Below are 25,233 nucleotides of genomic sequence, written 5' to 3'. Positions count from 1 at the left end.
AGAAGTCAATAGGAAGTCAGTCGCGAATTCGCGGCCGTCTCCACCGGCGACGGCCGCAGCGGAGCGACCGATCTTCACGTAGTTCTGTCCAACAGTATCAATAGTACCGGTCCAGCGGTGTCCTGATTGTCACGTCGTGCTGTCCGACAGCACCTCTAGTACCACTGCAGCGGGTTACACACCGATCGATAGCCATCGTGGATTTGGGTGTGCAGCGACTTGTAGCGGCCACTATAGCGATCGTAACCGATCGGAAACAGTCTCGAACCGAACCAGTCCGGAACAGAACTCGCTCGAAACGCAAAACGTCTCTTCAGAGAACAGGTGCGCCTTCAAACACTTCGGTGGCGTTCGGCCGGCGCTTCCCACAGAGCGGATCAGTCGAATACGAAAGAAGTGATTTTTTATCCTCCCGCTTCGTGGCCGTGGCATATGCGCGTCGCGTTCGTCTCCTCCGAAACGGTTTTCCACCACGACACTGAGACGAACCAGCGACTCCAAACTGTTCTCGAACTCCTTCGAGACGCCGGCCACGAGATTCACGTCTACTGTACCCAGTTCTGGGACGGCGAACACTCGACGTTCGAACGCGAGGATATCACCTACCACGGCGTCTCCGTCGGCCCCGACGCCCGGGCGTCGTTTCTCGTTCGACTGCCGTTCGTCCTCGCCGCTTCAAACCCCGACATTATCCACGCCAGTGCCGACCGACCAAAACAGGTTCTCGCCGCCAGTTTGGGCGCAACGCTCGCTCGAGCCCCGGCTGTGGCCGACTGGTACGGCCACGGCGGTCTCCCGACGGACCGCTGGCGACAACTCGCCGCGCGTTCGGTCGACCGGAACTTTGTCCCGTCGGAACTGGTCGCAACCTGGGTCCGCGAACTCGGCGTCACCGAACGCGCCGTCGACACGTTTCCGAACCCGATCGATATCGATCGCATCCGCTCGGTCACGCCGGGCGAGCGCGCCGACGTCCTCTACGCCCGTCGCCTCGACGATGGCGCGAACCTCGAGAGCCTCCTCCTCGCGCTCGCCGAACACCGGACCCGCGACTGGCGCGCCACCGTCATCGGTGACGGCCCCGAACGAGCGGCCTACGAACAACTTACGCGAGACCTCCGCATCGAAGACCGCGTCACCTTCGCCGGCGACCTCTCGCTCGACGACCGGATCGCCGCCTACCGCGGCGCTCACGTCTTCGCCCAGACCGCAGAACGCTGTGTCTTCCCCACCGAAATGCTCCGGGCACTGGCCGCAGGCTGTGTCGGCGTCGTCGAATACCACGCCAACTCGAGCGCCCACGAACTCGTCGAAGGCTGGGACCGCGGCTTTCGAACCACCAGCGAAGACGAACTCAGCGACACGATTCTCGACGCCGGTGAACTCGAGTTCCGGGATATCGACGACCACTTCGCGACGTACGACCGAGACGACGTTCGCGACCGGTATCTAACGGCCTATCGAGGGTTACAGGAGTCGGCGGGTATTTTCTGAGTAAGAAGACGGGCAGACGGGTATATAATCGTCTGCTGAGAGAGCGTTCGTATGAGCGACGACGGGAGAATTGCAATCGACGGCATTGCGAAGCGAGAGTACGACGAGCAGCGAAGCGAACCCCCCTGCGAGTTCTGTCACATCGTCGCCGGAGACGAACCGGCTGCCCGCCTCTATGCCGACGAGCAAACGGTCGCGTTTCTCGATCAACAGCCGGCCGTCACGGGCCACACCCTGATCGTGCCGCGCGCACACGAGGCGGAACTGTTCCACCTCGACGCGGCGGCAACGGCTGCGGTGTTCGAGACAGTACAGACGATGACCGACGCACTCGAAGCCGCGCTCGAACCAGACGGATTCAGCGTCTTCTACACGAGCGGACCGCTGGTCGGAACCGTCGAGCACGCGCACGTCCATCTGGTTCCGCGGTTCGAAGACGATTCCGTGTCCCTGGCGCTGTCGCGCCATCGCCTCGACAATTCGGATGCGAGTGAACTCGTCTCGGCGATTCGAGAATACTGCTAGTCGTCAGAGTTCAAATTTTGCCGCGGCGGTCTCCATGTCCTTATCGCCGCGACCCGAGAGATTGACCAAGATCGTCTCGTGCTCGCCGCGTTCGGCGAGTTCAATCGCACGGGCGACGGCGTGGCTGGACTCGAGCGCCGGGATGATCCCCTCCGTTTCGCTCAGTTCGCGAAACGCAGCAAGCGCCTCCTCGTCCGTAATGCCGGTGTACTCACAGCGGCCGACGGCGCGGAACATGGCGTGTTCGGGGCCGACGCCGGGATAATCCAGGCCGGCCGAGACCGAGTGTACCTCGACATTGTCGTCGAGGACGCGCGTCTTCATGCCGTGGATAGTGTCGTCCGTCCCCTTCGCGAGCGGGGCCGCGTGCCGGCTCGAGTTCGTTCCTTCGCCGCCGCCTTCGGCACCGTAGAAGTCGACCGGATCGTCGCGGAAGGCGTGGAAGAGCCCGATGGCGTTCGAGCCGCCGCCGACGCAGGCGACTGCGGCGTCGGGGAGGTCGCCGGTTCGCTCCTGAAACTGCTCGCGGGCTTCCGTGCCGATGACGCTCTGGAAGTCCCGGACCATCCGCGGGAACGGGTCCGGACCGACGACGCTGCCCACGAGGTAGTGGGTGGTGTCGACGTTCTCGGCGAAGTCCTCCAGCGCGGCGTCGACGGCGTCTGCGAGCCCCTGCCCGCCGCGGGTCACTTCATTGACCTCGGCTCCCAGCAGCCGCATCCGGAAGACGTTCATCGTCTGGCGCTCGACGTCCTTTTTTCCCATGTAGATTTCCGTCTCGAGGCCAAGTAGCGCGCCGACCATCGCGGTCGCGGTGCCGTGCTGTCCGGCTCCGGTTTCGGCGATGAGTCGGTCCCGCCCGGCGCGCTTCGCGAGTAAAGCCTGCCCGAGACAGTTGTTGATCTTGTGTGCGCCGCCGTGGAGCAGGTCCTCGCGCTTGAAGTAGAGTTCCGCGCCGTAGCGCTCGCTCAGGTTCTCCGCGTAGTAAAGCGGTGTCGGTCGCCCCGCGAACTCCTCGAGATAGTCGTGAAACACCGTCTCGAACTCGTCGGTCGCCGCCACCTCGTCGTAGGCGCTTGCAAGTTGCTCGAGTGGCTCCTGTAGCGGCTCCGGGACGTATCGCCCGCCGTACCCCTCGAACTCGCCACCGCTCTCGTCTCCATCGAACTCTCGTTCAGGCATATATCCGGCTTGTCGGGCCTCACCGGCAAGTAAGTTCTGCGCTTGGAGGGCCGCCGGCGCAGAATCGGTGCATCGCCTGCTGGCCGGGTATTATCCGGTCAGCCGTGGTATTTCCCGCGCACCCTCGATGACGGAAGATACCGCTGCTGCGGCCCGGGAACCCGGGCGAATCGACTCCGTTCGACGCGACGTCCGACCCGAGATGGCGATGTGGCTCTCAGGATTTCGCGGCTGGTCGCTGGCGAGCGGTCGACGCCGCCGGGATTGCCGAACTTCAACTCGACGACGGTGTCCATCCGGACGACCTGGGCGACGTCGACATCGAGGCGTTCCGCCGGTGGGTCGTCGACCAGTATCCCGAATGCGGGTATCCGGCCGTGATCGTCGGCTCGAGCAACGGCGCCGGCGTGTTTCTCTCGGCGCTGCTCGGCGTGCCGTGGCTCCCGCAGACCTTCCTCGTCCCGGTCCGCCGATCGCTGCCGCCTGCGATCACCGTCGACGATCGCCACTTCAAACCGAGATTTCTGCTGTACCGGCCGCAACGCACCGGCCGTGTACAAGAAACCAGAGCGCCGACGGATCGCCCTTACAGCGGTTCGCGAAAGAATAGGTGAATATTCCCGGTACCTTCGACGGACGTTCGATTTCGACGCAGCGGTACAGCGACTCAAAGGCTGTGGACCGCTCACGACGACGAGAACGCCAGTAGAAGCACCGCGAGCGACAGCGTGCTGGCGACGAGCAGCGCCAGCAGCACGACGAACGCGGGCGTCACGCCGGTCTGTCGCAACTCGTCCAGCCGGATTTCGGTCCCGAGGCCGACGAACGCGACCAGGAACAGCCAGTTGTAGGCGTTTTCGAGCGAGGTCCGCTGTGCCGCCGAAAACGCGCCGAGGCTCGAGAGCACGGCGAGCGCGAGGAAGCCGAGGACGAACTTCGGGAACTCGCTCCAGAGCGTTCGAATCGTCGAGCTCGCGGCGCCGGCGGACGGAGCGCTACGACCGCCGTCCGTGCGATTCGCTTCTCGGGCGTAGTAACTGGCGTACGCGAGGACGACGACGCCGATCAGCGCGTTGCGCGCGAGCTTCGTTATCGTCGCCCACTGGCCGGCGATGTCTGAGTGGGCGAAGCCGACGGCGACGACGGGCCCCGTCGAGAACATGCTGATTCCGGCCCAGATGCCGAACACTCGCCCCGACAGACCGAGCAGTTCGCCGATCACCGGGTAGATCGCGATCGTCACGGCGTCGAACAGGAGCACCGTCGCCGCGGCGTAGGCAACCTGTTCCTCCCGGGCGCGGATCGCACCCGCGACGGCGACGACGGCCGAGACGCCGCAGATGCTGCTTCCCGCCGCGAGCAGCGAGCCGAGCCGATCGGTCAGCCCGAAGACGAACCGCGAGAGGAGCTCGACGACGAGCAGCGTGGTTCCGACCACGGCGAGGATCGCGAGGAGGACGAGCCAGCCGGCGTCACGGACCGCACCGAGGGAAACGGACGCGCCCATGAGGACGATACCGGCACCGAGCCAGAGTTTGTGCGTCGCGATGCCCGGTTCGAGACGGGCCGGAACGCCGACCGCGTTGGTCAGGACGAATCCGAGTGCAATGGCGAGGAGCAGGTGATTGAACCCGATAACTGGAGCGAACGCTCGGACGAAAAACGCACCGATACCGAGGACGGCGAGCCCCGGAAGGAGCCGGTGAACCGCCATCTGTCACCAGGGGATCTGCACTTCAAGTAGGTCGGTCGTGACGATGATCGTCGCGGCGACGACGACGCTCTGCCAGTCGCGTTCGAGTCCCGTCCAGCGGGACCGAACGACTGTGACACCAGATTCCCATCCATCGAGCGACATTCGTTCGGTTGCACCGGACCCGCGAACTTAACGCTTGTCGGTTCGTCAGGGATGCAGGTATATATTGCATCTTTCTGTGACGCGTGAACGTGCCAACGAGACGGCTCTCCGGTCGCTGGCACGTGCTCACTCGGTCTAGATCCGGTTCCCGCTCGTACGACGAAGTCTTCCCGCCGAGGACGCCGAGAACAGTAAGGGCGGCACGGACCTCCTCGATCGAGCCCGCGAGCTCCTGCGTCGAGCGAGCGACGCGGCCGACCGAACGGTTCAGAAATCGGGTCGACTCGCTCAACGAGGGGCCGTCCGAGGAACAGGACGGGCACAGGACGCAGACGGAACCGGGACCGAAACCCGACCGGATCGACGAGGTGGCGAAAAAACTCGACGGGCTCGAGTCGGAGGCGGCGGGGATGGCCAGCGAGCACATCGCAGCAGATCGGGACTGCTGTCTGGAGTACCTGGACGGGGTCGAAGAGGAGGACGGAGATGAAGGCGGGAACGGGAACAGAGATCGAGACAGGTGAGCAGAGAGCGGAGACGTGGGTAAAGACCGGGACGGGGTGAGCGGAGGGCGGAACGAGGACAGGAACAGAAACGGAGAACAGGACGGGCGGCCGAATGCCGATCATCCATCACCCGACGCGTCAGATTGCTACCGGTCGACGCTTCCGAGTACGATATCCAAACTGCCGAGCGAGGCGATCAGGTCCGGGACGTACTCCCCCTCGGCCATCTCGGGAAGCGCGGAGAGATTGTGAAAGCACGGGCTCCGAATCTTGAACCGGGCCGGCTTGTTCGACCCGTCCGTTCGGAGGTAGATGCCGAGTTCACCCTTCGCGGACTCGACCGCGCGGTACGTTTCGATGTCCGGGTCCGGTTTCAGCGTTCGCGGGACGTTGCTCTGGACGGTCCGCTCGTTTTCCGGCCAGTCCTCGATCAGGTCGAGACACTGCTGGACGATCTTCGCCGACTCCTCGACCTCGCGCATCCGGACGAGCACCCGCGCGTGGTTGTCGCACCCGTCCGCCGTGACCACGTCCCAGTCAAGGTGTTCGTAGTAGCCGTACGGATCGTCCCGCCGCAAATCGTAGTCGATACCGGACGCGCGGGCGACCGGCCCCGTACAGCCATAGGACTTCGCGACATCGGGCTCGAGAACTCCCGTGTTGACCGTCCGAATCTGGAAGATTTCGTTGCCGCTGATGAGCGCGTGATACTCGTCCATTTTCGCCGGCAACTCGTCGAGAAACGCCCGACACTTGTCGATGAACTCGTCGCGAGGCTCCGGCAAGTCCCAGGCGACGCCACCCAATCGGAAAAAGTAGAACATCATCCGCTGGCCGGTCAGATCCTCCAGGATGTCTTGGACGACCTCGCGGTCGCGGAACGCGTACTGGAAAATCGCCGTGAACTCGCCGTACACGTCGAGTGCAAAGGTGCCGAGCGCGAGGAAGTGTCCGAGCATCCGGCCGAACTCGGTCGCCATCGTGCGAAGGATCTGCGCGTACGTCGGGACCTCGATATCGGCCACGTCCTCGATAACGCGGGCGACCGCCCACTCGTTCGGCAGGTTCGCCGTGTAATCCCACCGGTTCGAGTAGGGGATGATCTGGTAGCGATAGGTCCCCTGTTCGCACATCTGCTCCTCACAGCGGTGGAGGTAGCCGACATCCGGATCGACATCGACGACCGTTTCGCCGTCGAGGGTCGCCTTGAGGTGCAACACGCCGTGGGTCGCCGGATGGTGCGGTCCGATGTTCAGGACCATCGTATCCGTCTCGGTTCTGTGGTCGGACTGGAGCGGATTCGCGTGTTCGGCGTATTTGACGACTTGCGGTTTGGTCTGGTCGTACTCCCGCGACAGCGGATGGCCCTGCCAGGAGTCGGGGAGGAGGATTCGTCGCGGGTCGGGATGGCCCTCGTACTCGATGCCGACGAGATCGAAGCTTTCCCGTTCGTGCCAGTCAGCGGTCCGAAAAACCGGTTCGGCCGTCTGAGAGACGGGCGCGTCCGTCGGGAGCTGAACGACGAGCGTCACCTCGTGGGTCCGCCGGTCGTACTTCGTCACGTGCAGGAGCGACTCGTAGCGATCCTCGTACTCCTGGCCCGTGATACACGAGAGGTGATCGAACCCCGCCTCGTCCCGAAGGAGGGTCAATACCGCTTGCACGTCGTCGGGTCGGATGACGAACGCGGGCGCGTTCTCGTGATCGTCCCGCCCGATGGTGTACCCAGCCAGCAGCGACTCGAGTTCAGACTCGTCGACGCCATCCTCGCGGTGGTGGTCGTACTCGGGATCGATCTCCGCGCGGGTGCGCTGTGATTGGTCGCTCATACTGGATCGGTCGCCGACGTGGCGACGGTTCCTCGGAGCTACAACCGACCGTGAAATGAGAATTTTCCCGCCTTTGGGTGACTGTCAGGAGCGTGAACTGGCGAGTTCAGCGCGGCTCGTTGGTTCGATTCACCGCGACCGTGGTGGCTCGATCCCGAGCGTAGCCGTAGTCGCGTTTAGAGGCGCTTCGTGGACTGTTGCGGACTGTCGCATACGTACTGACGAGGACGGGGACGGAGCTTGCGTTCTGCGCCAAAAGAGCGGGTGGAAGAGCAGGCGGGCGAAATGCGCCCGCTCTCAGGTATCGGCGTCGGCTTCGTCAGTGTCTGACTCCGTCCCGTTGTCGTCAGTCACGTCGGATGAGCTTTCACCGTCGTCTTCGTCCGCCCTATCGTCATCGGGTTCCGTTGCTGCGTCCGACGCTTCTTCGTCGCCAAACCCCGAATCGCCGTCCGGCGTCCGCTCCGGTTCGGTGGCCTCGGTCTGGACGGGCTCGGCCTGTTCGGGGTCGGGACCAGTCGCCTCCGAGACCTCGTCTCTCGTCGCCGACTCGGAGACGTCGATCTCGAGGTGATCGTCGTCGTCGGTGTTCCGTCGCGGATCGTGCTCGTCGGAGTCGAGTTCAGGCTTCGAACCCGTCGGCGATGCCGCCTTCTCCTCGTCGTCGACGAACTCGATTCCGGACGACGCGTCCTCGTCCGCGGTCTCGTCGCCGGGGACCGACTCCTCGGTCGTCTCGCCGAACGACGCGAGTGCAGTCTGAGCGCTGCCCTCTTCGCGGCGCTTTCGCAGTCCGTAGCCCAGCAGACCAAGGCCGGCAGCACCGATCGGAAGCGAGCGGAGCCGCCCGCGAAGCAGCGATCGAATCCCGGAGAGGGCCAGAATCGCACCGCCGACGACTGGCAGCGTTCCGGGGGCGGAAACGGAACTGGAAACGGAATCGGGAACGGAAACCGAATCCGCGTTCGGCCCCGTCGGGAGCATCGTACCGGGGCCGTACTCGTCGCGTTGCTCTTCACCGTCGCCGTGATCTGACGGATGCTCTCCTGTCATCGAAAGACACCGAGCACCGAGCGTAAGCGATCGGGCTCGTCGGTGCTATGCGCTCCTGACGGTTGAAAGTTAGACCGGCAACTGACTACCGAAACCGATCCGGTCCATCGAAATCCGATCCCGACCGGCGACTCACCACTCGAACCGCTCCGGATCGCGCGTCGCAAGCGCCGTCCGCACCGCGGCGACGTTCTCCGGCACGTCGTGCACCCGGACGATGTCGGCCCCCCGATCCGCCGCCAGCGCACTCGCCGCGACCGTCGCCTCGCCCCGCCCGCCCGCGTCCCGTCCGACGTGCGCGAACATCGATTTGTGAGAGTGGCCGACCAACACCGGACACCCGAGCGCGCCGAACTCGTCGATCCGGTCTAACAGTTCGAAGCTCTCGGCCGCGGACTTGCCGAAGCCGATCCCCGGATCGACGATGATCCGGTCTCGGTCGACGCCCGCCTTCTCCGCGAGCAACACGCGCTCTGCGAGCTGGTCGATCACGTCTTCGACGACGTCGTCGTAGGTCACCTCGTGGCCCGGCACGACCGGCGCATCGATGCTGTGCATCACGATCAGCCCCGCGTCGTGGTCGGCCGCGACGAATCGCATCTCCGGATCTTCGAGCCCCGACACGTCGTTGATGATGTCCGCGCCGGCCTCGAGCGCGGCGTCTGCCACCGCAGCCTTTCTGGTGTCGACCGAGAGTTCGACGTCGAGTTCAGCGAGCCGTTCGACGACGGGCACCACGCGATCGATCTCCTCGTCGGTCGGGACGGGATCGGCACCGGGTCGAGTCGACTCACCGCCGATGTCGATCACGTCCACGTCGGCCTCGACCATCGCCTCGGCGCGCTCGACGGCGTCCGCCAGCGCGCTGAACTCGCCGCCGTCGTGGAAGCTATCGGGCGTGACGTTCAGGATGCCCATGACTGCGGTGCGGTCGCCGGTCCAGGGTCGGGTTGCGGGGGCCGACTTCGTCGCCGCGTTTGCGTCCGCGGCCGCCTCCGTCTCTCCATCTACAGCGACATCTGCATCCGCGTCATCGCCGGGGACCGAGGCGAGTTCAAGCGTGTCTGCGAGTTCGCGAGCGACGGTGTCGAGTCCGTTTCCGTCCGCATCCGCTGGCGTTGACGTGAGCGTCTCGACGAGCCGTTCGAACTGCTCGAGCGTGCCCATCAGTACGGCATCGACACGCTCGTCGTGCTGGCGGTCGGTTCCCGACAGGACGCATTCGCCGTCGAGGCGCACCAACTCCTCCCGGAGGCGATTCGCCTGTCGAGCCTGGAGATTCGTCCTGATGACGCGATGGACGGCCTGCTCGTCGAACCGGTCGACATCGCCCGGTGCGACCTGTGCCGATTCGAGCGCGTCTCGGGCGTCCGTCCGGTCGCGGATACGCTTCGTCACGCCGGTCGTCGTCCAGCGCGAACGCGCCTCCGCGACCGCGAACAGCGACCCAGCGACGAGCACGCAGTCGTCCGCACCCGCCCGCTCGAGCGCCATCGAGAGGCCGTCCTGAACGCTCCGGGTCGTCTCGACGGTCGGCGCGCCGGCGTGCTCGAACACTGTCGCGAGCACGTCGCCGTCCTCCGCCCGATCGAGACCCGGCTCCGTCGTGACCACCGACGCCGGCGTCGGCAACGCTGCGGCCATCTCGCGGTGATCCTTGTCGTGCATCGCCCCGAAGACGAGGTGCAACTCGCTGAACTCGTAGGTGTCGAGCGTCGCCGCGAGTTGCTCGCAGGCACCGGGGTTGTGCGCGCCGTCGAGGACGACGAGCGGGTCGGTATCCATAACCTCGAACCGGCCGGGCCAGTGGGCGTTCCGGAGCCCGCGGGCGAGTTCAGCGTCGGAGATATCGGTAACTTGCCGAGCGAGGGTAGCGGCGATACCGGCGTTTTCGGCCTGGTGGGGGCCCAGAAGCGGAATTCGGGTTGAGACAGCCCAGTCGTCGGCATCGATCGAGATGGCGGCTTCGGTGTGGTTCGCACGGCCGTCGGAGGAGACGCGGATATCGGGAGCCGCCGAACTCGAGTCAGCGTCTCCGTCCTCGGACGCTTTCGGTTCGGTCTCCGCTGGCGCGCCGTCGTCTGCGTCCGGCCCGTTGCTCTCGTCGGTTCCGTCTCTCTCATCGCTCGCGTCGCTTTCGTCGCTCGAATCCTGATCGTCGCTGGTTCCCGTGGCCACACCCCTCGATCCGACTGTAACGACCTCGCCTGCAACGTCGCGAATCGCATCGAGCGTCGGTCCCGAAACGCCGGTGACGAGTGGCGTGTGCTCGTCCTCGGGGGCGACGTGGGCCTTGTCGCGCGCGATCTCGGCCTCGGTCTCGCCCAGGATACCGGTGTGTTCGAGCGTCACGCTCGTCACCGCGCTCGCGACGGGATCGACGACGCTCGTGGCATCGTAGCGCCCGCCGATACCGACTTCGAGCACGGCCACGTCGACGTCCTCGCGGCCGAACTGCCACAGCGCCATGGCCGTCATCGCCTCGAAGAACGTCGGCGATTCGCCGGCCGCAGCCCGCTCCGTCAGATAGTCGTGAATCGTCTCGACGTACGCCCGAACCGCGGATCGGGGCATCTTCCGTCCGTCGACTCGCACGCGCTCGCGAAGATCCTCAAGGTGTGGGGAGGTGTAGAGTCCGACCGAGAGCCCGGCCTCGCGAAGCGTCCGCTCGACCATTCGCGCCGTACTTCCCTTTCCGTTCGAGCCGGCGACCTGCACGAACGCGACCCCGTCGTGTGGGTCCTCGAGGTGGGCGAGCAGCTGTGCCGTCGACGCCGTCCCCGGCTTGGGTCGAAAGCGCCGCAAGCCAAAGAGAACGTCCGCCGCCTCGTGATACTCCATATCCGAACCACAGAGCCAGCCCGCTTTAGGGTGTCGGACTCGGGTTTCAGGTCGCCCCTTCGCCCCTCCTCACCCTCCTCACGCAGACTGATGATCGGCGAATCGGCCACCGTTCCAGCCGCGCAGCCGCGATCGGAGCCAGTTCTCGAACGCTGCAACGATGAGGAGGCCGATCGCGTAGGGGCCGAACAAAAGAATGTGAACGGGGCTGTCGGTCGCGGTGAACACCTCGATCGTCAGAAAGTACGGCACCAACAGCGCGAACAGGACGGTCGGCACCAACAGTCCCCGCGCCAACAACGCTGCGAGCGGAACGGCGGCCACGGCGGTCGCACCGACGAAGACGACCGCTGCTGCTACCCGCGGGTTGATCCCCGCTCGGAGCACGAGTCGCGTCGTCCCAATGCCGAAGAATCCGGCACCCACTGTAACCGTCCCCAGCACTGCGGTGTGCGAGAGCGGCATCGACGGCAGATTTCGGAGCCGCCGATCGCCGAGTCCGTAGCCGCGACGAACACTGAACTCGACCAGTCCGGCGATCAGTAGCAAGGAGAGCCAGATGTACCACGAGTTCGCGTAGCTCCAGACGTGAGTCGGTCCCTCGACGATGACGTAGCCGCCCAGTTCGCCCCACTCGGGCATCGGCGTGGTGAGTTCAGTATAGACGGTGCCGAGGAGGACAGCGACGAAGCCAACCGCGGGCGTCAGCAGGCGGGTGTGTGCCGAGACGAACAGCGAGACGAAGCCGAGCGCGAACCCGGTCGCTGCGAGGACGGCGAGTTCGGGCGGCGATTCGAGCGCCGGATAGTCCGCGCGGGCGAACAGCGCGAGAACGGCGGCGACGTTGGCGGCCCCGCCCAGCGCGGCGAGTGCGAGCGTAGACGGCGACGGGCGGAGGGGTGAACGCGTCATTGTACTGGTGAGTGGTGGCGTCGACTGTCGGCTTACTCGAACGACGGTTCGGCGCTCGCGCCAGCCTCACGTCGCTCGTCGGACGACTCCTTCGTGACTTCGAGGAACGCATCCTCGAGACTGCGCGTCTCGCCAGTTTCGGCGCGGGATTTCAGCGTCTCGGGGTCGTCTTCGGCGACGAGTTCACCGCCGTGGAGGACGCCGACGCGGTCGGCGAGGTCGTCGACGACGGAGAGGATGTGCGTCGAGAGAAAGATCGTCATCTGCTGGTCGGCCAGTTCGGCGATCGTCTCGCGCATCGTCCGGGCGGCGCGGGGGTCGAGACCGCTGGTCGGTTCGTCGAGGAAGGCGACGGCGGGTTCGTGGAGGACGGCCTGGATGACGCCGACCTTCTGGCGCATCCCCTTCGAGTAGTCCGAAATCCGTTTGTCGGCGTCGGCCGTGAGATCGAAGCGATCGAGCAGGGATTCGATACGCTCCGTCGATTCCGCTTCGGGGAGGTCGCGCAAGCCGGCGGCGTACTCGAGTTGCTCGCGGCCGGTGAGTTCGTCGTAGATCGGCGGTTCTTCGGGCAGGTAGCCGATGTGGGGCGTGACGGCCTCGCGGTCGGTGATCGGGTGGCCGGCGACGCGTGCAGAGCCCGACGTCGGTTTCGTGAGCGTCGTCAGCATCCGCATCGTCGTCGTCTTGCCCGCGCCGTTCGGCCCGAGGAAGCCGTAGACCGTTCCGCGCGGAACCTCGAACGTCAGATCGGAGACGGCACTCGTCTCTCCATAGTGTTTCGTAAGCCCGTCGGTAGCGATAGCGGGGGCCGTTTTTGGGGTCGGCGACGCAGTGTCGAACTCGGGGGCCATACGTCTCGTTTTCTCTCCAGAGAGTTAAATTCATGACATTCCGCGTTGACGGCCGGGAATGACAACGATTCAAATTGTTTATCACCGCCATCGTTGAAGTGACCGTATGGTCCGTGATCCGCCCGTTCTCGCGCCCTTCCACGTCCCGGTTCAGCTTCCGATAGGTGGTCCTCGATGAACTCGCGTGCAACCGTCATCGCTCGGACGGAAGTCCGTCGAACCGTTCGGACGGTCGTCGGCAACCGGACGAAACTGCTCATGATGGCGATCATGGTCGCCCTCATGCTGGGACCGATAACAGCCGCTGGGGCATTTTTACTTCCATCTCTCGGAGAGGAGGCAGCCACCGGTGTTATCGATCCAGAGACAGCATCCATGCTCGTAGAGGTACTCGCAGGAGGTACTGCACTCGTCTGGCTGTTCGCAGTGCTGATGGCATCAATAAGAACGGTAACGGCGGCCGCCGATGTCGATCAACCTGCTCTGTTGTTACTTTCGGCACCGCTTCGATCCACCGTTATCGGTCTCGTAAGTGCGGAAATCATCCTCTTTGCGATTTGGCCGCTTCCGTCAGTGATTGTCCTCTCAATTGCGTTCGCAAATGGCACGGGATCAGTACTTCCTATCCTCGTTGGGCCGCTTCTCGTCATTTTGTTGCTCGTCACTGCGGTCCCCCTCGGTTTTGTCATCGGAATCTGGGTGCGGCACCTACTCACAGTCTACGAACCCGTCGCTCGCTATCGAACGCCGGTGATCGCCGTCCTCGCACTCGCGTACTTCGGCTCAATCGCGACCGGCTGGTTCGATACGATCACCGCCGGGCTGTTCGACCTTCTCGGCGGTGGCCCACTCGGCTGGTTCGGCCACATTCTCGTTCTCGGTATCCCGAATGTCGACCCCTCGATGGGTGCGATCGTCGGCGCACTCGTCGGCTCGGCCGTCCTGATTCCGCTCGCAATCGGTGCCGGCGTCGTCTCCGCACGAGTTCACTGGTACGCCGATCCGGCGCGGGTTGAAGACGACACGGAGGCGACATCGGAGTCCGAGAGTCGCCTCGACGGAGTTTTAGAGTACGGTCTCTCGAAACAGCTTCGAACGCTGACGCTGACGACGATCCGGCGGACGAAGCGCGCTCCGATTCGGCTCATGTACGCCGCCTATCCGCTGTTCGGGTCGCTCTTTTTCGCGCAGGAGATCATTCAGACGGGCACGGTGCCATCGTACATCGCCGTCATGCTCTGTCTGTACGTCATCTGGGGAACCGGTGTGTTGTTCTCGCTGAACCCGCTCGGGGACCTCGGCCAGACGCTGCCGGCGGTGTTGTCCTCGCCGGTCAGTGGGACGACGATGATTCGCAGCCGGATGATCGCGAGTTCGCTCGTCGGCGTGCCACTCGGCGTGCTCGTGGCGCTGGCGGCGGGACTCGCGAGTCCGATCTCGCTCGAGTCGACCGCGGTTTTGCTCGCGGGGACGGTTCTCGGCGCGCTCGCCTCGCCGGCGCTGGCCGTCGGTGTCGGGTCGGCGTTCCCGCGCTTCGGAAGCGTTGCGATCACCGGCAACCGCGAGGCCGTCATGCCGAGCAAGATGTCGTTCGTCGTCTATACGGCAGGGATCGTCTTCCCGATCGGGGCCGCCGTCGTGCTCTATACCGACGGCGCGACGCTGGTGGCTCAGATCGCAACGGCGATGGCCACGATGCTCCCGCAGGTCGATGTCACGCTCACGGCGAGCCAGGTCACGATGATGGCGTGGATAGTGGTCGCGATCGGCGTCGTCGCACCGCCGGTCGCGTATCGGTACGCGGTCGAGCGGTTCGACTGGTACGCGCTCGAGTGAGCCGGACGAAAGGGTCCGCTACGCCGGCGTGATCCACTCCCCTTCGACGTAGTGCTCGACCGACAGCGGGTCCGCGTCGGGCACGTCCAGTGCGAGGGCCGTAGTTTCGACCGCCGTCGAATTCGTCTCATTCCCGTCACCGTCGGACCCGTCGGAGCCGGCGGCGGCCCGCTCGAGGATCGTCCCGCCGTCACCGACCGCGACGTCGTACGACGATCCCGTTGCGACGCCGTCCAATTTGGACTCGATTCCGGTTTCGTACTGTCGCCACTGACCGGCGGATTGGCGTTCGTACAGCGCGCCGCCGTCGCCGGCCGCGAGGCCGTCGGCTCCGTCGCGGTCGATCGCGCGGACGGCCCGTCGGGCGTCGTCGACGACGTGGGGCGTCCAGCGGAAACCGTCGTAGCGGTAGACGATCCCGGAGCCGGCGGCGACGTTCACGTCTCGCTCGCTCTGACTCGCGAGATCGAAGAACGCACCGCCCGCGAAGTCGATACCGATCTGCTCCCATGTCTCCCCGCCGTCGACCGTCTCTGCGACGAACTGGCTCGTGCTGCAGACGTGCCCCACGTCCCGGGAATGACAGTCGATAGCAGGGATCGTCGAGCCGCCGCCGGGTTTGCTCACCTCCGCGTACTCGATCGCGCCGCTGTCTTGGCGGATGCCGACGAGCAACTCGCCGGATCCGTTGACGAAGTAGAGGCGCTCATTCTCTCCGGCCGTTCCCCGTACGGTGCAGTCCTCCCACGTGCTCGTCTTCCCGTTCGGCGCGGAGTAATTCGTCAGAGTCTGTGTCTCGACGTCGTACTCGCCGATGACGCCGCTTCCGCCGACGAACCAGACCGCCCCTCCGTCGTCGGTGGCGTCGACGCCGGTCAGGCGACGGCTCCGGGCCTGCGGGCCGTAGGCGACGACCGTCTGCCAACCGTCTTCCTGCCGGGCGAGAACGTTTCCGTCGGCACCGACCGCGAACGGCCCCGCGGCGGTGTCGACGGCGTCGTTGAGCGCCTTTCCGGTCGGTGAATCAGCCTGTTGCCACTCGGTCTCGTTCGTTTGAGCGGCTGCCGATCCGAGCGCGAGAACGCCGGTTGCTGCCGATGCGGTCGCGAACTGAAGGACGTCGCGTCTGGTCTGTTCGGACATGGGTCGCGACCCGGGGTAGCGGCTGAACAGGGAAAAGAATGTGAGATAGTATACATTTCCACACCGAATGCCGCAAGCCGTTCGCGCCGAGGAACAAGATCAGTTCGCCACCGGACGCTACAGCTACGTCGGTGTCGACGACGCTGACGCCGTAATTGGATTCGCTCTGACGGATCGGATCATCGCTGGCGATGGCGTCGCACGGACCGACGGTGAGACCACAACGAGGGGCGACGGCTTACTCCGACACGCCCCACCGGGCCGTTCTCTTCGGACGGTCGGTCACGGACGCAACCTCGAGTTCACCCGCGAAGTTCTCGAGTCCTTCGACGTAGGCCTCGGCGCTCGCTTCCGTCGAGAGGTACGGCACTTCCTCCTCGACGGCCATCTCGAGGGTGTCGCGGTCGCGGCTGACGACGAAGTCGACCTCGCCCTCACGGATCGCCTGGGGCACGTCGTCGAAGTCGGCCACGTCGAAGTGGTTTTCGAAGCCCGCAACGTCGAGGTCGACGACGGCGGTACCTTCGTTGACGTCGTTGTGGGCCGCCTGTTGGGCCTTCCAGTAGGCCGTGCCGAACTCGCTTGCGGTGCCCATGACTTCGCCGGTCGATTTCATCTCCGGGCCGAGACGCGGGTCCGAACCCGGCAGGCGGTCGAACGGCAGGACGACCTCCTTGATCGAGGTGTGTTCGGGCACCTGTTCCGTCGCGTCGAGGCTCGAGAGCGTCTCGCCGGCCATGACCTTCGCCGCGAGTTTGGCGATCGGGACGCCGGTCGCCTTGGAGACGAACGGGACAGTCCGCGAGGAGCGCGGGTTCGCTTCGAGCACGTACACCTCGCCGTCGCGGACGGCGAGCTGGACGTTCAATAGGCCGCGCGTCTGCAGCGCCTCGGCGATGTCCTCCGTGACCTCGCGGACGCGGGCGAGGGTGTCGTCGTCGAGCGAGCGCGGCGGGATCATACAGGCCGAGTCGCCGGAGTGGACGCCGGCGCTCTCGACGTGTTCCATGATGCCGCCGATCAGCACCGAGCGGCCGTCCGAGACCGCGTCCACGTCGAGTTCAATCGCGTCTTCGAGGAAGTCGTCGACCAGGATCGGCTTCTCGGGGCTGACGCGGACGGCCTCCTCGATGTAGGTTTCGAGTTCGGCATCGTCGTAGACGACGTCCATCGCGCGGCCGCCGAGCACGTAGGACGGACGCACGAGGACGGGGTAGCCGATGTCGTGGGCCAGATCGAGCGCTTCGTCCTTCGAGAAGGCGGTGCCGCCCTCCGGCTGGGCGATTTCGAGTTCGTCCATCAGGGCGTTAAAGCGGTCGCGGTCCTCCGCTAAGTCCATGGCCTCGACGGAGGTGCCCATGACCTCGCAGTCCAGTCCGCGGCGGGCGAGTTCGTCCTCGAGCGGTTCGCCGATGTTGACGGAGGTCTGGCCGCCGAACTGGACCATCACGCCGTCGGCACCGGTCGCCTCGGCGACATCCGCGACCTCCTCGGCCGTGATCGGTTCGAAGAACAGCCCGTCGGAGGTGTCGTAGTCGGTTGAGACGGTTTCGGGGTTGTTGTTCACCACGTGCGCGTCGATTCCCAGCTCTCTGAGCGCGCGGACCGCGTGGACCGAGCAGTAGTCGAACTCGACGCCCTGCCCGATGCGGATCGGGCCGCCGCCGACGACGATCACGCTCTCGACGTCGGGATCGACCTCGAGTTCACCTGCGGCGGCCATCCCTTCGTAGGGGCCGGTTTCGAACTCGTTCTTGCGCGCGGAGTAGTAATAGGGGGTTTCGGCTTCGAACTCGCCGGCGCAGGTGTCGACCTGTTTGTACGTGCGGCCGGGGACTTCCTGCTCGACGGTTCCAACGTCGGATCCGGCGGTGGCGGCGATCGATGCGTTGGTGTGGCCGGCGATGGCGGCCTCGGTGAAGTCTCCCTCCTGCGCGGCGAGCGTCGAGTCGGCGATGTTCTTGTAGCGCTCGGTGTACCACTCGAAGATGCCGGTCAGATCGACGACCTCGTCGAGGGTGTAACCGCGTTCGAAGGCCTCGAACATGGCGTACGGACGGTCGGGGGACGGCCGTTCGAGGTAGTGCTCCTCGAGTTCGCCGTCGCTGACCTCGGCCCAGTCGACGTCGGGCTCGTATTCCGTGGAGCGAAGCGCCTTCAACAGACTCTCCTCGAAGGAGCGGCCGATGGCCATCGCCTCGCCGGTCGATTTCATCGCCGTCGTCAGCTCGAAGTCGACGTCGTCGAACTTGTCCTTGGGCCACCTCGGAACTTTTGTAACCACGTAGTCGATCGCGGGCTCGAAGGCGGCGGTCGTCTCGCCCGTGATCTCGTTTTCGATCTCGTGGAGGCGTTTGCCGAGGGCGACTTTCGCGGTCACGCGGGCGATCGGGTAGCCCGTCGCCTTCGAGGCCAGCGCGGAGGAGCGGGAGACGCGCGGGTTCACTTCGACGACGCGGTACTCGCCGCCAGGCGTGCCGTCGTCGTGCCAGGCGAACTGGATGTTACAGCCGCCCTGAATGCCGAGTTCGCGGATCACGTCGAGCGCCGCGGTGCGCATCTCCTGGTGGCCCTCGTCGGGGACGATCTGGGAGGGGGTGACGACCGTCGACTCCCCGGTGTGGATGCCCATCGGGTCGATGTTCTCCATGTTGCAGATGATGATACAGGAGTCGTCGGCGTCGCGCATGACCTCGTACTCGTACTCGACCCATCCGGCGATGGACTCGGTGATCAGGACCTCGCTGTTCCGGGAGAGGCGCAGTCCCTTGCGCACACGGTGCAGGAGTTCGTCCATCTCGTGGACGACGCCCGATCCGGAGCCGCCCAGCGTGTAGGTCGTCCGGGCGATGACCGGGAGCCCGCCGACCTCGTCGACGGCGGCCTGCACGCGCTCTTTCAGATCCTCCTCAGTCATCTCCGAGACCTCCTCGCCCTCGTCGAGCGAGATGGTCGTCGAGGCGGGGACCGGCTGGCCGATCTTCTCCATGCGCTGGCGGAAGAGGTCGCGGTCTTCCGTCGCGTAGATCGTCTCCAGGGGCGTGCCCATGATGTCCACGTCGAACTCTTCGAGGACGCCCTCCTCGGCGAGTTCGGCGGTGACGTTCAGTCCGGTCTGGCCACCCAGGCCGGCGATGACGCCGTCAGGGTTTTCCTTCCGGATAATCTCAGCGATGGCGTCGGTCGTAATCGGCTCGATGTACACCTCGTCCGCCATCTCCGGGTCCGTCATGATCGTCGCCGGATTCGAGTTCACGAGGACGACCCGGGCACCTTCCTCCTGAAGCGCCCGGCAGGCCTGGGCACCCGAATAGTCGAACTCGGCGGCCTGCCCGATCTGGATTGGGCCACTCCCGATGAGGAGGATCGTGCGTCCGTCCCCTGCTGTATCGTTGTCCGTACTCATTGGTCTTGTCCGTTCGAAGTTCGCACATCGTAATAAGCCCCACGGTACAGTACGATTCTCGAAATCAGTTTTCGAATTTCGTACCGGTGCGAACGCGAACGAATTCCCCACCGCTCGGGCCGTTCGTCCGACCACCCGCTCGGATCGCGAGGTAACACGCCCGTTAGTCGGTGATACTGATGTCCAAGAATCGATATATAGGTTCGAGTTCGTACCAGGTAACGTAATGCAATCAGCAATCGGTATTGACGCGACTCGTACGAATCCGATCCGAACCGACGAGCCCGAACGCGAGGTGCGCGCCTGATGTTCGACGCGACCGGAGCCGATCTGCTCTTTCTGGTCTCGCGACTGCTCTTCGGCGGCGTCCTCGCGTTTACGGGGCTGAATCACTTCCTGGACGTCGAGGAGATGGCCGGCTACGCGGAGTTCAAGGGCATTCCCGCGCCCACGGCCTCGGTGCTACTCAGCGGTGTGTTGCTCCTCCTCGGCGGGCTCTCGCTCATCGTGGGCGTCTTCCCGGCGCTCGGAGCCGTCGGACTCGCGCTCTTCTTGCTCGTCTCGGCCGCGACGATGCACGACTTCTGGAACGCCGACGGCGCGGACGCCCAGGACGAGTTCACGAGTTTCCTCAAGAACGTCTACGGCACGGGGGCCGCCCTGCTCTTTCTCGCCGTCAGCACCGTTCACTGGCCCTACGCGCTGAACGTCGGACTATAGGATTCGACTCGTAGCCCTCGGAGAACGAAGCTCTTCTCTCGCCGTGCGAGCCGTCGGATCGATCACTATCTGTCTCTCGTGTCACATATCAGAAGATGTATTGAACGTGACCCGGGATATCAGGTGAATGAACGAAACGGCGATTCGACGCCGACTCGATCTCATTATCGGACTACTACTGGTGAGTATCGCGCTTCGCCTCTTTCCGATCGCACCGGACGCCGCCCGCGCCGCCGTTCTTCTCTTGCTCCTCGTCGGCACCGGCGTCCTGCTCTGGCGGCTGAACGACGCCTTTCGATTGTAGCCCCCAAACCGCCGGGTTAGCGCTTCCGTCCCGCGTCGCCCCACCGACTCTGCTCAGACCGGCCGGTCGTGCTCGCTCTCGAAATCCCGCTGCCGGCGGTACTGCTCGACGAATTCCGAGACGTCGAACTCGAGCATCTGCGACTCGAACTCGCTCACCGCCGTATCGTCCTCCGCGTGACTGATCGCGTGCTCCATCAACTCCACGACGAGTTCAACGACGATCTCGTGCAGCCGTCGGGAATCGAAGTCAGTGACCCAGACCATCGAATAGCCGACCGCCCCGTCGTCGCTCGCGTCGTGCGTGACGACCCGTTCCGGAAACTCCTCCAGCACGACGCCCATGAGGTGGGGTGTGCCGAAGTCGCCGAAGTCGTCCTCGGTATCGATCGTCTCCTGCAGGATCGTCACGAGCGATTCCGGGAAAAACCGGGACGGTGGATGCACGTCGGTGACGACCGCGTGGGGCTCCCCGCAGGACGGACAGGTGAACTCGCGCATCCCGAGATCGATATCGTGCGGATCGATCGTCGCACCACAGGGTAACTCGAGTTGCCGTTCGTCCTCGGGACCCGGCACGCGGGGTGTTGCCATCAGCTATCGTTGGGCCGGGCCGGCCATAAGCGCGACGACTTCGCTGCTCGTGAACTCGGGACGGAACTCGGTGAAACGGCTTCATTGAATCCGCAGAGGGCAGCGGGTTTCACTGTTTGACGGCTTGTTCGACGTTGTAAACGGCAGCAGTGAGAGCGATTTCACGAAACTGACGGTACAGATCATCGCGGATCTGAAACGCCGGCCACAGCGCACTATACCTATCGATGCCAAGGTCGGTGTCAGTCAGGGTTTGGGGCAACTCTAGACACAGATCGAACAGCGCGCCCGTCTTGTGCTCAACCATGTCGAGGTACTCGCCTTCGGTAACGTCCCGGCGATCGAGAAATCCAACTGCTGGCCAACGATCATCTCTCGGACAGCTTCGGCGGAGAGGGGGCATTCCCTCATCAGGGATAACCGCCACGCGTGGGCCAGCAGCATATCGCCGATGTTCACCGCGTCATCAGCTCCGTATTCGACCCAAAAGGTGGGGCTCATCTCGGCGCAGTCGATCGCCATCGTCGAGATCGTCATGAATAAGCGAGAACGTATGCAACAGTTCGACGCCGACGGCACAGTCACGCAGACGCTGCTGATCGAGCCCACACAGCTCGCCGACGAGTAGTACAAGGCTGGGCCGCAGTCGTTTCCCCCCGTCTCCACTTGATACCACAGCCGGTCGGAGTAGCGACGATCCCAGATCGAACGCTCAATGCGATCATTGACCATTGGCTGGACCTCCTCAGCGAGCCACGTGGCGAGATCGTCGGATGTGTGAGGAGTCATGGGGTATCATGTGAGGTTTCAAATCGGGGGGACTCCTTGCACCACTCCAAATAGCCGCTGATCCAGTGCTTAAGCGCATTCCGATAGGCCAGCAGATCGGCATCCGTGTCGGAGGCGACAGCAATACGGTGGGAAAGTGCCTCAAATCGGCGAATTTCAGCCTCGATCAGTTCACAAACCTCCGTAACAGCTTCCTGTAACGAACAGCCTTGTTCCTCTCGGATGGTAACAATGAGATTGCTGACTCGGTCATTCACCAGTTCCCTCTGAAGGGAGAAGACATCGTTGGACCACGCAATAATATTGGCTGCCGACTCACGGAGGGCTGTAACGTCTTCCCGGTGATAGACATCAGTAGAAAGGGAAATATCCCGCTCCAGCTCAGACATGGCGAATGAGGGGTAGAGAGCGGCTCCGTGGCGCCGATTGGGAATGTAGGCGTGACGGCCCGGAACGTGGTTGGAGACTAGGTTGTCTACCTCCCATTTGGTTCCCTCAAAGTAGTCGCGTTGACACTGGACGAAGCGATCACACCACTCTTGTGACATTATGGCCGTTGCCCGCTGGCAGATGTCAGCCAACGCTTCTACGAGAGGCACTTGGTTGGAGTCAGGCGGCTCTCCATCAAGAACCGCGAGAAACGGCTCTTGGAAACGTTCGACAGCAGCAGAGTCTGTCCCCTGGCCAGTCGTGTCGAGATGATCGTCATGCAGGTACAAAAAGCAGTACCAATCATTGCAGAGATTGATTGTCTCAGGAGGGCCTACAGGGTTGACCCAACATGAAAAGCGTGCATAGCTATCAAGCTTCGTTGGCGAGACACCGGTCAGTCCCATCTCCTGTACCCAGTCATAGGTGTGGTCTATGATTTCCTCCAAATGCGGATTGATCTCGGCGGAAAACGGACAGGAGATCTCCGTTATCTCAACTCGCTCAACTATACAGGCAGGCGGTGACGGCTGTTCACAAAGCGTCTGGAGCGTCTCCAGCATATCATTGAGAGTCGCCGTGCGAGCCGTGTCGCTAGCAGAAGATGCGCTGTCAGTCACTTGGGCTGTTTCTCCGCCGGTGGGCCCATCACGATCGGGGGCGGGAGGACTGTCGGTGACGGCTGCAGTCACTAGGGTGGCATCCTCTTCCGGCTGGAGGGTCCACTTAACTATGCACTCGGTCGCCCCATCGAAGGACATTGTGAGGCTGGTTGGTTCCTCGCTGTCGGTCACGCGCACCTGGCCGCCGAACACGCTCGGGGATGCACCCTCTGCGCCAGCATCGGTGACCGTAACGTCCTCTCCACCAGTACTCACGGTGAGACCAGAGCACTCGGTGAGTACTGGCTCGCCCGCTGTGAGCACCGCAAAAATATCGGCCGGGGCTGCGTCAATGGAGACGCTCTCTTCGAGGCCTTCCGTGTGATCATCTATCGTCATAGCAGACCCCTCACGAATCGATTATTTAATTTCATACCACTAACTTTGCGCCGATGCCGTCCGCCAAATAGTACTCTCATTGTGCACACTTTATTTGGGAAGTTTTGTATTGATGTGTCACAGACCGGAGGACGAGCATACGCTGTCGGCGAGTGTCCCCGCAGTGCTCGGTTGGAGCCACAGTTCGTCGTAGGAAGGACATTGGGTCCTGTTCTTGACCCATTGTGATACGTTGCCATGACTCCCTATCCAACACCCACAGTATTAAACATTTCATATGTAAATAAATTAATATATTTCTATTCAAGAAATACCGCCATATGTGCAAATAGTGCCATTGCACCCGGAACTCGCTGGCTGTCCGTTCGGCGGTGGTGGCACCCGGATCAGTGTCTCGCTCGCGGGTGGCATCAGCACTACTTGTCAATCAACTCAACGGCAAGTGGCTCGGGGGATCAGTTGTGACTATCCTCGGGGGTATCGGCGACCTACTCCTTTAACGCGAGAATGAGATGACCAACCGCCCGGACGAACGTCTTGGCGGTCACGACTGGTGGTGATTTTCAGCTGAATCAAGGAGCTAAACACCCTCGTTGCGGAACCGAGTCATATCAATGTCGATTGGCAGTTCATCGAAATCGTCGTCGGCGCCGGCAACGAGAGTAGCATCCGCCTCAGAGGCGAGCGCGACAGCATGAGCGTCTGCTAGCGATATTTGTCCGTCTGCTTTCACCTCAGCAGCTACGCGACAGTTAGCAGACTCAAGCTGTAGCCCCCACCGCTCGAGCGCACGGACGTCACGATCGGCGGTCCGAAGGGAGTCGGAAGTCGGCTTGTCGTCTACACCTTCAAAGCGGGCAACGAGATAGAACACCTCGGCGGCGTTCGCCTCGGTCAACAACCCGTCGGCGGCACCGTTTCGGACGTCCATGAGGTACTCCGCAATGACATCTTTCCCCGGTTCGTTGTAGAGATACGCGATAACCGCCTCAGTGTCGAACACATACCTCTCGGTCATTCGTTGTCAGCATCCTCCGGTCGGAGACGGTCGGCGCGCTCTTTCTCGCGTTGGCGTTCCTCACGCTTTACCTCCCGGACTTTCTCGATCACATCGCCGGGGTCGCGGTCGCCAGTCGCGTGGATCCCCTCCAGTTCCTCGAGCGAAGGGACAGGCTCGACGACAATGCGCTCACCTTCCTCATAGATGAATACCTCACCAGGTGTGTCGATCCCGTATTTCTCGCGCAACGACTTTGGAATCGTCGTCTGTCCTTTCTGAGAGACGCGAACAATTTCTGGCTCTCGTGTACTACTCGACATTCTAAGTTGTACTACTTGACCAGGATACTACTATCTGTCGGTTAGTATTACTCGCTCCTGTCTACGTAGCCTTGTGCCACATTAATAAAAGAGTTAGTCGTCGCTCGGTGAGACTTCGCCCGGGGGCGTCATTCTGACGGTCTCGAGTGCATTGTGGACAGCGTCAGCGCTAGCTTCGGCCTCAAGATACCACCGACGCCATTGGTCGTCTTGATCGATATTCGAGAGGGACTGATATGTGATCGGGAGGCCTTCAGCGACCGAACGATACGACTCGCCGTCGTCGATCCGCTTGAGTGCGTTCCTTCGCGTTCACACTTGTACTCGAGCATCCGGAGGAACGTTCCCCACGCCGCTCCGGCACGGTTGCGGATGGTTGACAGAAGCTCCATCAGACCCTTCGCATCGAGGTCTTTGACCGCCACGAGGTCGTACTCCCGAGCGGAGTGGTTCGAGAGCTTGTGTAAGAAGTCCCGGCGCTTCCGTTGCTGATCGTCCCTTCGTTTGGTTTCGAGAAAGACGGCTCGAGGCTTTCGTACGGTTCAGAGGGCTTCATTGAATCCGCAGAGGGCAGCGGGTTTCACTGTTTGACGGCTTGTTCGACGTTGTAAACGGCAGCAGTGAGAGCGATTTCACGA

23 protein-coding genes and 1 pseudogene are annotated in these 25,233 nt (G+C 63.4%); 6 read left to right on the top strand and 18 right to left on the bottom strand.

The window, feature by feature from the left end; genetic code table 11:
• The first annotated feature begins 432 nt into the window (after positions 1-432).
• Positions 433-1,494 carry a glycosyltransferase family 4 protein gene (locus tag C484_RS08040; RefSeq protein ID WP_006825443.1) on the top strand — a complete coding sequence of 354 codons (1,062 nt, stop codon included), beginning with the start codon at positions 433-435 and terminating at the stop codon, positions 1,492-1,494.
• A gap of 51 nt (positions 1,495-1,545) precedes the next feature.
• Entirely contained in the window at positions 1,546-2,019 is a 474-nt protein-coding gene (locus C484_RS08035) for an HIT family protein (protein WP_006825442.1), read from the top strand.
• Between the two features lie 3 nt (positions 2,020-2,022).
• Here C484_RS08035 and trpB read toward each other — a convergent pair whose 3' ends face one another.
• The 4 genes from trpB to C484_RS23620 form a co-directional block, all read right to left on the bottom strand.
• Positions 2,023-3,201, bottom strand: a complete 1,179-nt coding sequence (gene trpB, locus C484_RS08030) for a tryptophan synthase subunit beta (RefSeq protein ID WP_006825441.1) — start codon at positions 3,199-3,201, stop codon at positions 2,023-2,025.
• Positions 3,202-3,299: 98 nt separating this feature from the next.
• Positions 3,300-3,710, bottom strand: a complete 411-nt coding sequence (locus tag C484_RS24975) for a hypothetical protein (protein WP_006825440.1) — start codon at positions 3,708-3,710, stop codon at positions 3,300-3,302.
• Positions 3,711-3,886: 176 nt separating this feature from the next.
• On the bottom strand, positions 3,887-4,915 hold the full coding sequence (locus C484_RS08020) for a YeiH family protein (protein ID WP_006825439.1): 1,029 nt from the start codon (positions 4,913-4,915) through the stop codon (positions 3,887-3,889).
• A 3-nt stretch (positions 4,916-4,918) separates the two neighbouring features.
• Positions 4,919-5,059, bottom strand: coding sequence for a hypothetical protein (locus C484_RS23620; protein WP_006825438.1), 141 nt, complete (start codon positions 5,057-5,059; stop codon positions 4,919-4,921).
• An 89-nt stretch (positions 5,060-5,148) separates the two neighbouring features.
• On the opposite strand from C484_RS23620, the gene C484_RS08015 reads away from it, so the two are divergent.
• Positions 5,149-5,583, top strand: a complete 435-nt coding sequence (locus C484_RS08015; RefSeq protein WP_239640944.1) for a hypothetical protein — start codon at positions 5,149-5,151, stop codon at positions 5,581-5,583.
• Positions 5,584-5,711: 128 nt separating this feature from the next.
• Here C484_RS08015 and C484_RS08010 read toward each other — a convergent pair whose 3' ends face one another.
• The 5 genes from C484_RS08010 to C484_RS07990 form a co-directional block, all read right to left on the bottom strand.
• A complete protein-coding gene (locus C484_RS08010; RefSeq protein WP_006825436.1) occupies positions 5,712-7,394 on the bottom strand; it encodes an NADH-quinone oxidoreductase subunit D in 1,683 nt (560 codons plus the stop codon).
• A gap of 297 nt (positions 7,395-7,691) precedes the next feature.
• Positions 7,692-8,447: a hypothetical protein gene (locus tag C484_RS08005; protein ID WP_006825435.1), complete on the bottom strand. Its 756-nt coding sequence runs from the start codon at positions 8,445-8,447 to the stop codon at positions 7,692-7,694.
• A 132-nt stretch (positions 8,448-8,579) separates the two neighbouring features.
• Positions 8,580-11,288, bottom strand: a complete 2,709-nt coding sequence (gene folP / locus C484_RS08000) for a dihydropteroate synthase (RefSeq protein ID WP_006825434.1) — start codon at positions 11,286-11,288, stop codon at positions 8,580-8,582.
• 78 nt (positions 11,289-11,366) lie between these two features.
• On the bottom strand, positions 11,367-12,200 hold the full coding sequence (locus tag C484_RS07995; RefSeq protein ID WP_006825433.1) for a hypothetical protein: 834 nt from the start codon (positions 12,198-12,200) through the stop codon (positions 11,367-11,369).
• Between the two features lie 32 nt (positions 12,201-12,232).
• Positions 12,233-13,054, bottom strand: coding sequence for an ABC transporter ATP-binding protein (locus tag C484_RS07990; RefSeq protein WP_006825432.1), 822 nt, complete (start codon positions 13,052-13,054; stop codon positions 12,233-12,235).
• A 174-nt stretch (positions 13,055-13,228) separates the two neighbouring features.
• Here C484_RS07990 and C484_RS07985 point away from each other — a divergent pair, with 174 nt between their 5' ends.
• The gene (locus C484_RS07985; RefSeq protein ID WP_006825431.1) at positions 13,229-14,890 is read left to right on the top strand and encodes a hypothetical protein; all 1,662 of its coding nucleotides are present in this window, start codon (positions 13,229-13,231) and stop codon (positions 14,888-14,890) included.
• An 18-nt stretch (positions 14,891-14,908) separates the two neighbouring features.
• On the opposite strand, the gene C484_RS07980 is transcribed toward C484_RS07985, so the two are convergent.
• Both C484_RS07980 and carB read right to left on the bottom strand, forming a co-directional pair.
• Positions 14,909-16,033, bottom strand: coding sequence for a WD40/YVTN/BNR-like repeat-containing protein (locus tag C484_RS07980; RefSeq protein ID WP_006825430.1), 1,125 nt, complete (start codon positions 16,031-16,033; stop codon positions 14,909-14,911).
• Positions 16,034-16,271: 238 nt separating this feature from the next.
• Positions 16,272-19,439 carry a carbamoyl-phosphate synthase large subunit gene (carB, locus tag C484_RS07975; RefSeq protein WP_006825429.1) on the bottom strand — a complete coding sequence of 1,056 codons (3,168 nt, stop codon included), beginning with the start codon at positions 19,437-19,439 and terminating at the stop codon, positions 16,272-16,274.
• Between the two features lie 306 nt (positions 19,440-19,745).
• Between carB and C484_RS07970 the strand changes: the two genes are divergently transcribed.
• Complete coding sequence (locus tag C484_RS07970) at positions 19,746-20,159, top strand: DoxX family membrane protein (RefSeq protein ID WP_006825428.1); 414 nt, start codon at positions 19,746-19,748, stop codon at positions 20,157-20,159.
• Positions 20,160-20,286: 127 nt separating this feature from the next.
• Positions 20,287-20,463 carry a hypothetical protein gene (locus C484_RS23380; protein ID WP_160164229.1) on the top strand — a complete coding sequence of 59 codons (177 nt, stop codon included), beginning with the start codon at positions 20,287-20,289 and terminating at the stop codon, positions 20,461-20,463.
• A 53-nt stretch (positions 20,464-20,516) separates the two neighbouring features.
• Here the strand turns inward: C484_RS23380 and C484_RS07965 are convergent, their stop codons facing one another.
• The 7 genes and pseudogenes from C484_RS07965 to C484_RS24260 all read right to left on the bottom strand — a co-directional run.
• Positions 20,517-21,056: a DUF5815 family protein gene (locus tag C484_RS07965; RefSeq protein WP_006825427.1), complete on the bottom strand. Its 540-nt coding sequence runs from the start codon at positions 21,054-21,056 to the stop codon at positions 20,517-20,519.
• Positions 21,057-21,165: 109 nt separating this feature from the next.
• Entirely contained in the window at positions 21,166-21,363 is a 198-nt protein-coding gene (locus C484_RS07960) for a hypothetical protein (RefSeq protein ID WP_006825426.1), read from the bottom strand.
• A 159-nt stretch (positions 21,364-21,522) separates the two neighbouring features.
• Complete coding sequence (locus C484_RS24970) at positions 21,523-21,732, bottom strand: polyprenyl synthetase family protein (RefSeq protein ID WP_160164228.1); 210 nt, start codon at positions 21,730-21,732, stop codon at positions 21,523-21,525.
• 109 nt (positions 21,733-21,841) lie between these two features.
• Positions 21,842-23,275, bottom strand: coding sequence for a terpene synthase family protein (locus C484_RS07955; RefSeq protein ID WP_006825425.1), 1,434 nt, complete (start codon positions 23,273-23,275; stop codon positions 21,842-21,844).
• 580 nt (positions 23,276-23,855) lie between these two features.
• Complete coding sequence (locus C484_RS07950; RefSeq protein WP_006825424.1) at positions 23,856-24,293, bottom strand: PIN domain-containing protein; 438 nt, start codon at positions 24,291-24,293, stop codon at positions 23,856-23,858.
• The gene (locus C484_RS07945) at positions 24,290-24,595 is read right to left on the bottom strand and encodes an AbrB/MazE/SpoVT family DNA-binding domain-containing protein (protein WP_006825423.1); all 306 of its coding nucleotides are present in this window, start codon (positions 24,593-24,595) and stop codon (positions 24,290-24,292) included. The genes C484_RS07950 and C484_RS07945 overlap by 4 nt, the downstream gene beginning before the upstream one ends.
• 296 nt (positions 24,596-24,891) lie before the next feature.
• Positions 24,892-25,089 (bottom strand): annotated as a pseudogene (locus C484_RS24260) (RNA-guided endonuclease InsQ/TnpB family protein); the annotation flags it as partial.
• Between the last annotated feature and the right edge of the window lie 144 nt (positions 25,090-25,233).

Source organism: Natrialba taiwanensis DSM 12281, assembly GCF_000337595.1.
In the GTDB taxonomy this organism is placed as follows: domain Archaea; phylum Halobacteriota; class Halobacteria; order Halobacteriales; family Natrialbaceae; genus Natrialba; species Natrialba taiwanensis.
Note: the sequence above shows the minus strand (reverse complement) of the source record. Positions and strands in the feature narration are given on the sequence as shown.

What these genes read in the sequence shown, in the direction of transcription:
- C484_RS07955 (WP_006825425.1), bottom strand. Translation starts at nt 23,275, where the DNA reads ATGACGATAGATGATCACACGGAAGGCCTCGAAGAGAGCGTCTCCATT.
- C484_RS07950 (WP_006825424.1), bottom strand. Translation starts at nt 24,293, where the DNA reads ATGACCGAGAGGTATGTGTTCGACACTGAGGCGGTTATCGCGTATCTC.
- C484_RS08040 (WP_006825443.1), top strand. Translation starts at nt 433, where the DNA reads ATGCGCGTCGCGTTCGTCTCCTCCGAAACGGTTTTCCACCACGACACT.
- C484_RS07965 (WP_006825427.1), bottom strand. Translation starts at nt 21,056, where the DNA reads ATGGCAACACCCCGCGTGCCGGGTCCCGAGGACGAACGGCAACTCGAG.
- folP (WP_006825434.1), bottom strand. Translation starts at nt 11,288, where the DNA reads ATGGAGTATCACGAGGCGGCGGACGTTCTCTTTGGCTTGCGGCGCTTT.
- C484_RS23380 (WP_160164229.1), top strand. Translation starts at nt 20,287, where the DNA reads ATGAACGAAACGGCGATTCGACGCCGACTCGATCTCATTATCGGACTA.
- C484_RS07960 (WP_006825426.1), bottom strand. Translation starts at nt 21,363, where the DNA reads ATGGTTGAGCACAAGACGGGCGCGCTGTTCGATCTGTGTCTAGAGTTG.
- trpB (WP_006825441.1), bottom strand. Translation starts at nt 3,201, where the DNA reads ATGCCTGAACGAGAGTTCGATGGAGACGAGAGCGGTGGCGAGTTCGAG.
- C484_RS23620 (WP_006825438.1), bottom strand. Translation starts at nt 5,059, where the DNA reads ATGTCGCTCGATGGATGGGAATCTGGTGTCACAGTCGTTCGGTCCCGC.
- C484_RS08035 (WP_006825442.1), top strand. Translation starts at nt 1,546, where the DNA reads ATGAGCGACGACGGGAGAATTGCAATCGACGGCATTGCGAAGCGAGAG.
- C484_RS07945 (WP_006825423.1), bottom strand. Translation starts at nt 24,595, where the DNA reads ATGTCGAGTAGTACACGAGAGCCAGAAATTGTTCGCGTCTCTCAGAAA.
- C484_RS07985 (WP_006825431.1), top strand. Translation starts at nt 13,229, where the DNA reads ATGAACTCGCGTGCAACCGTCATCGCTCGGACGGAAGTCCGTCGAACC.
- C484_RS07990 (WP_006825432.1), bottom strand. Translation starts at nt 13,054, where the DNA reads ATGGCCCCCGAGTTCGACACTGCGTCGCCGACCCCAAAAACGGCCCCC.
- C484_RS08010 (WP_006825436.1), bottom strand. Translation starts at nt 7,394, where the DNA reads ATGAGCGACCAATCACAGCGCACCCGCGCGGAGATCGATCCCGAGTAC.
- C484_RS08020 (WP_006825439.1), bottom strand. Translation starts at nt 4,915, where the DNA reads ATGGCGGTTCACCGGCTCCTTCCGGGGCTCGCCGTCCTCGGTATCGGT.
- carB (WP_006825429.1), bottom strand. Translation starts at nt 19,439, where the DNA reads ATGAGTACGGACAACGATACAGCAGGGGACGGACGCACGATCCTCCTC.
- C484_RS07970 (WP_006825428.1), top strand. Translation starts at nt 19,746, where the DNA reads ATGTTCGACGCGACCGGAGCCGATCTGCTCTTTCTGGTCTCGCGACTG.
- C484_RS07995 (WP_006825433.1), bottom strand. Translation starts at nt 12,200, where the DNA reads ATGACGCGTTCACCCCTCCGCCCGTCGCCGTCTACGCTCGCACTCGCC.
- C484_RS07980 (WP_006825430.1), bottom strand. Translation starts at nt 16,033, where the DNA reads ATGTCCGAACAGACCAGACGCGACGTCCTTCAGTTCGCGACCGCATCG.
- C484_RS08005 (WP_006825435.1), bottom strand. Translation starts at nt 8,447, where the DNA reads ATGACAGGAGAGCATCCGTCAGATCACGGCGACGGTGAAGAGCAACGC.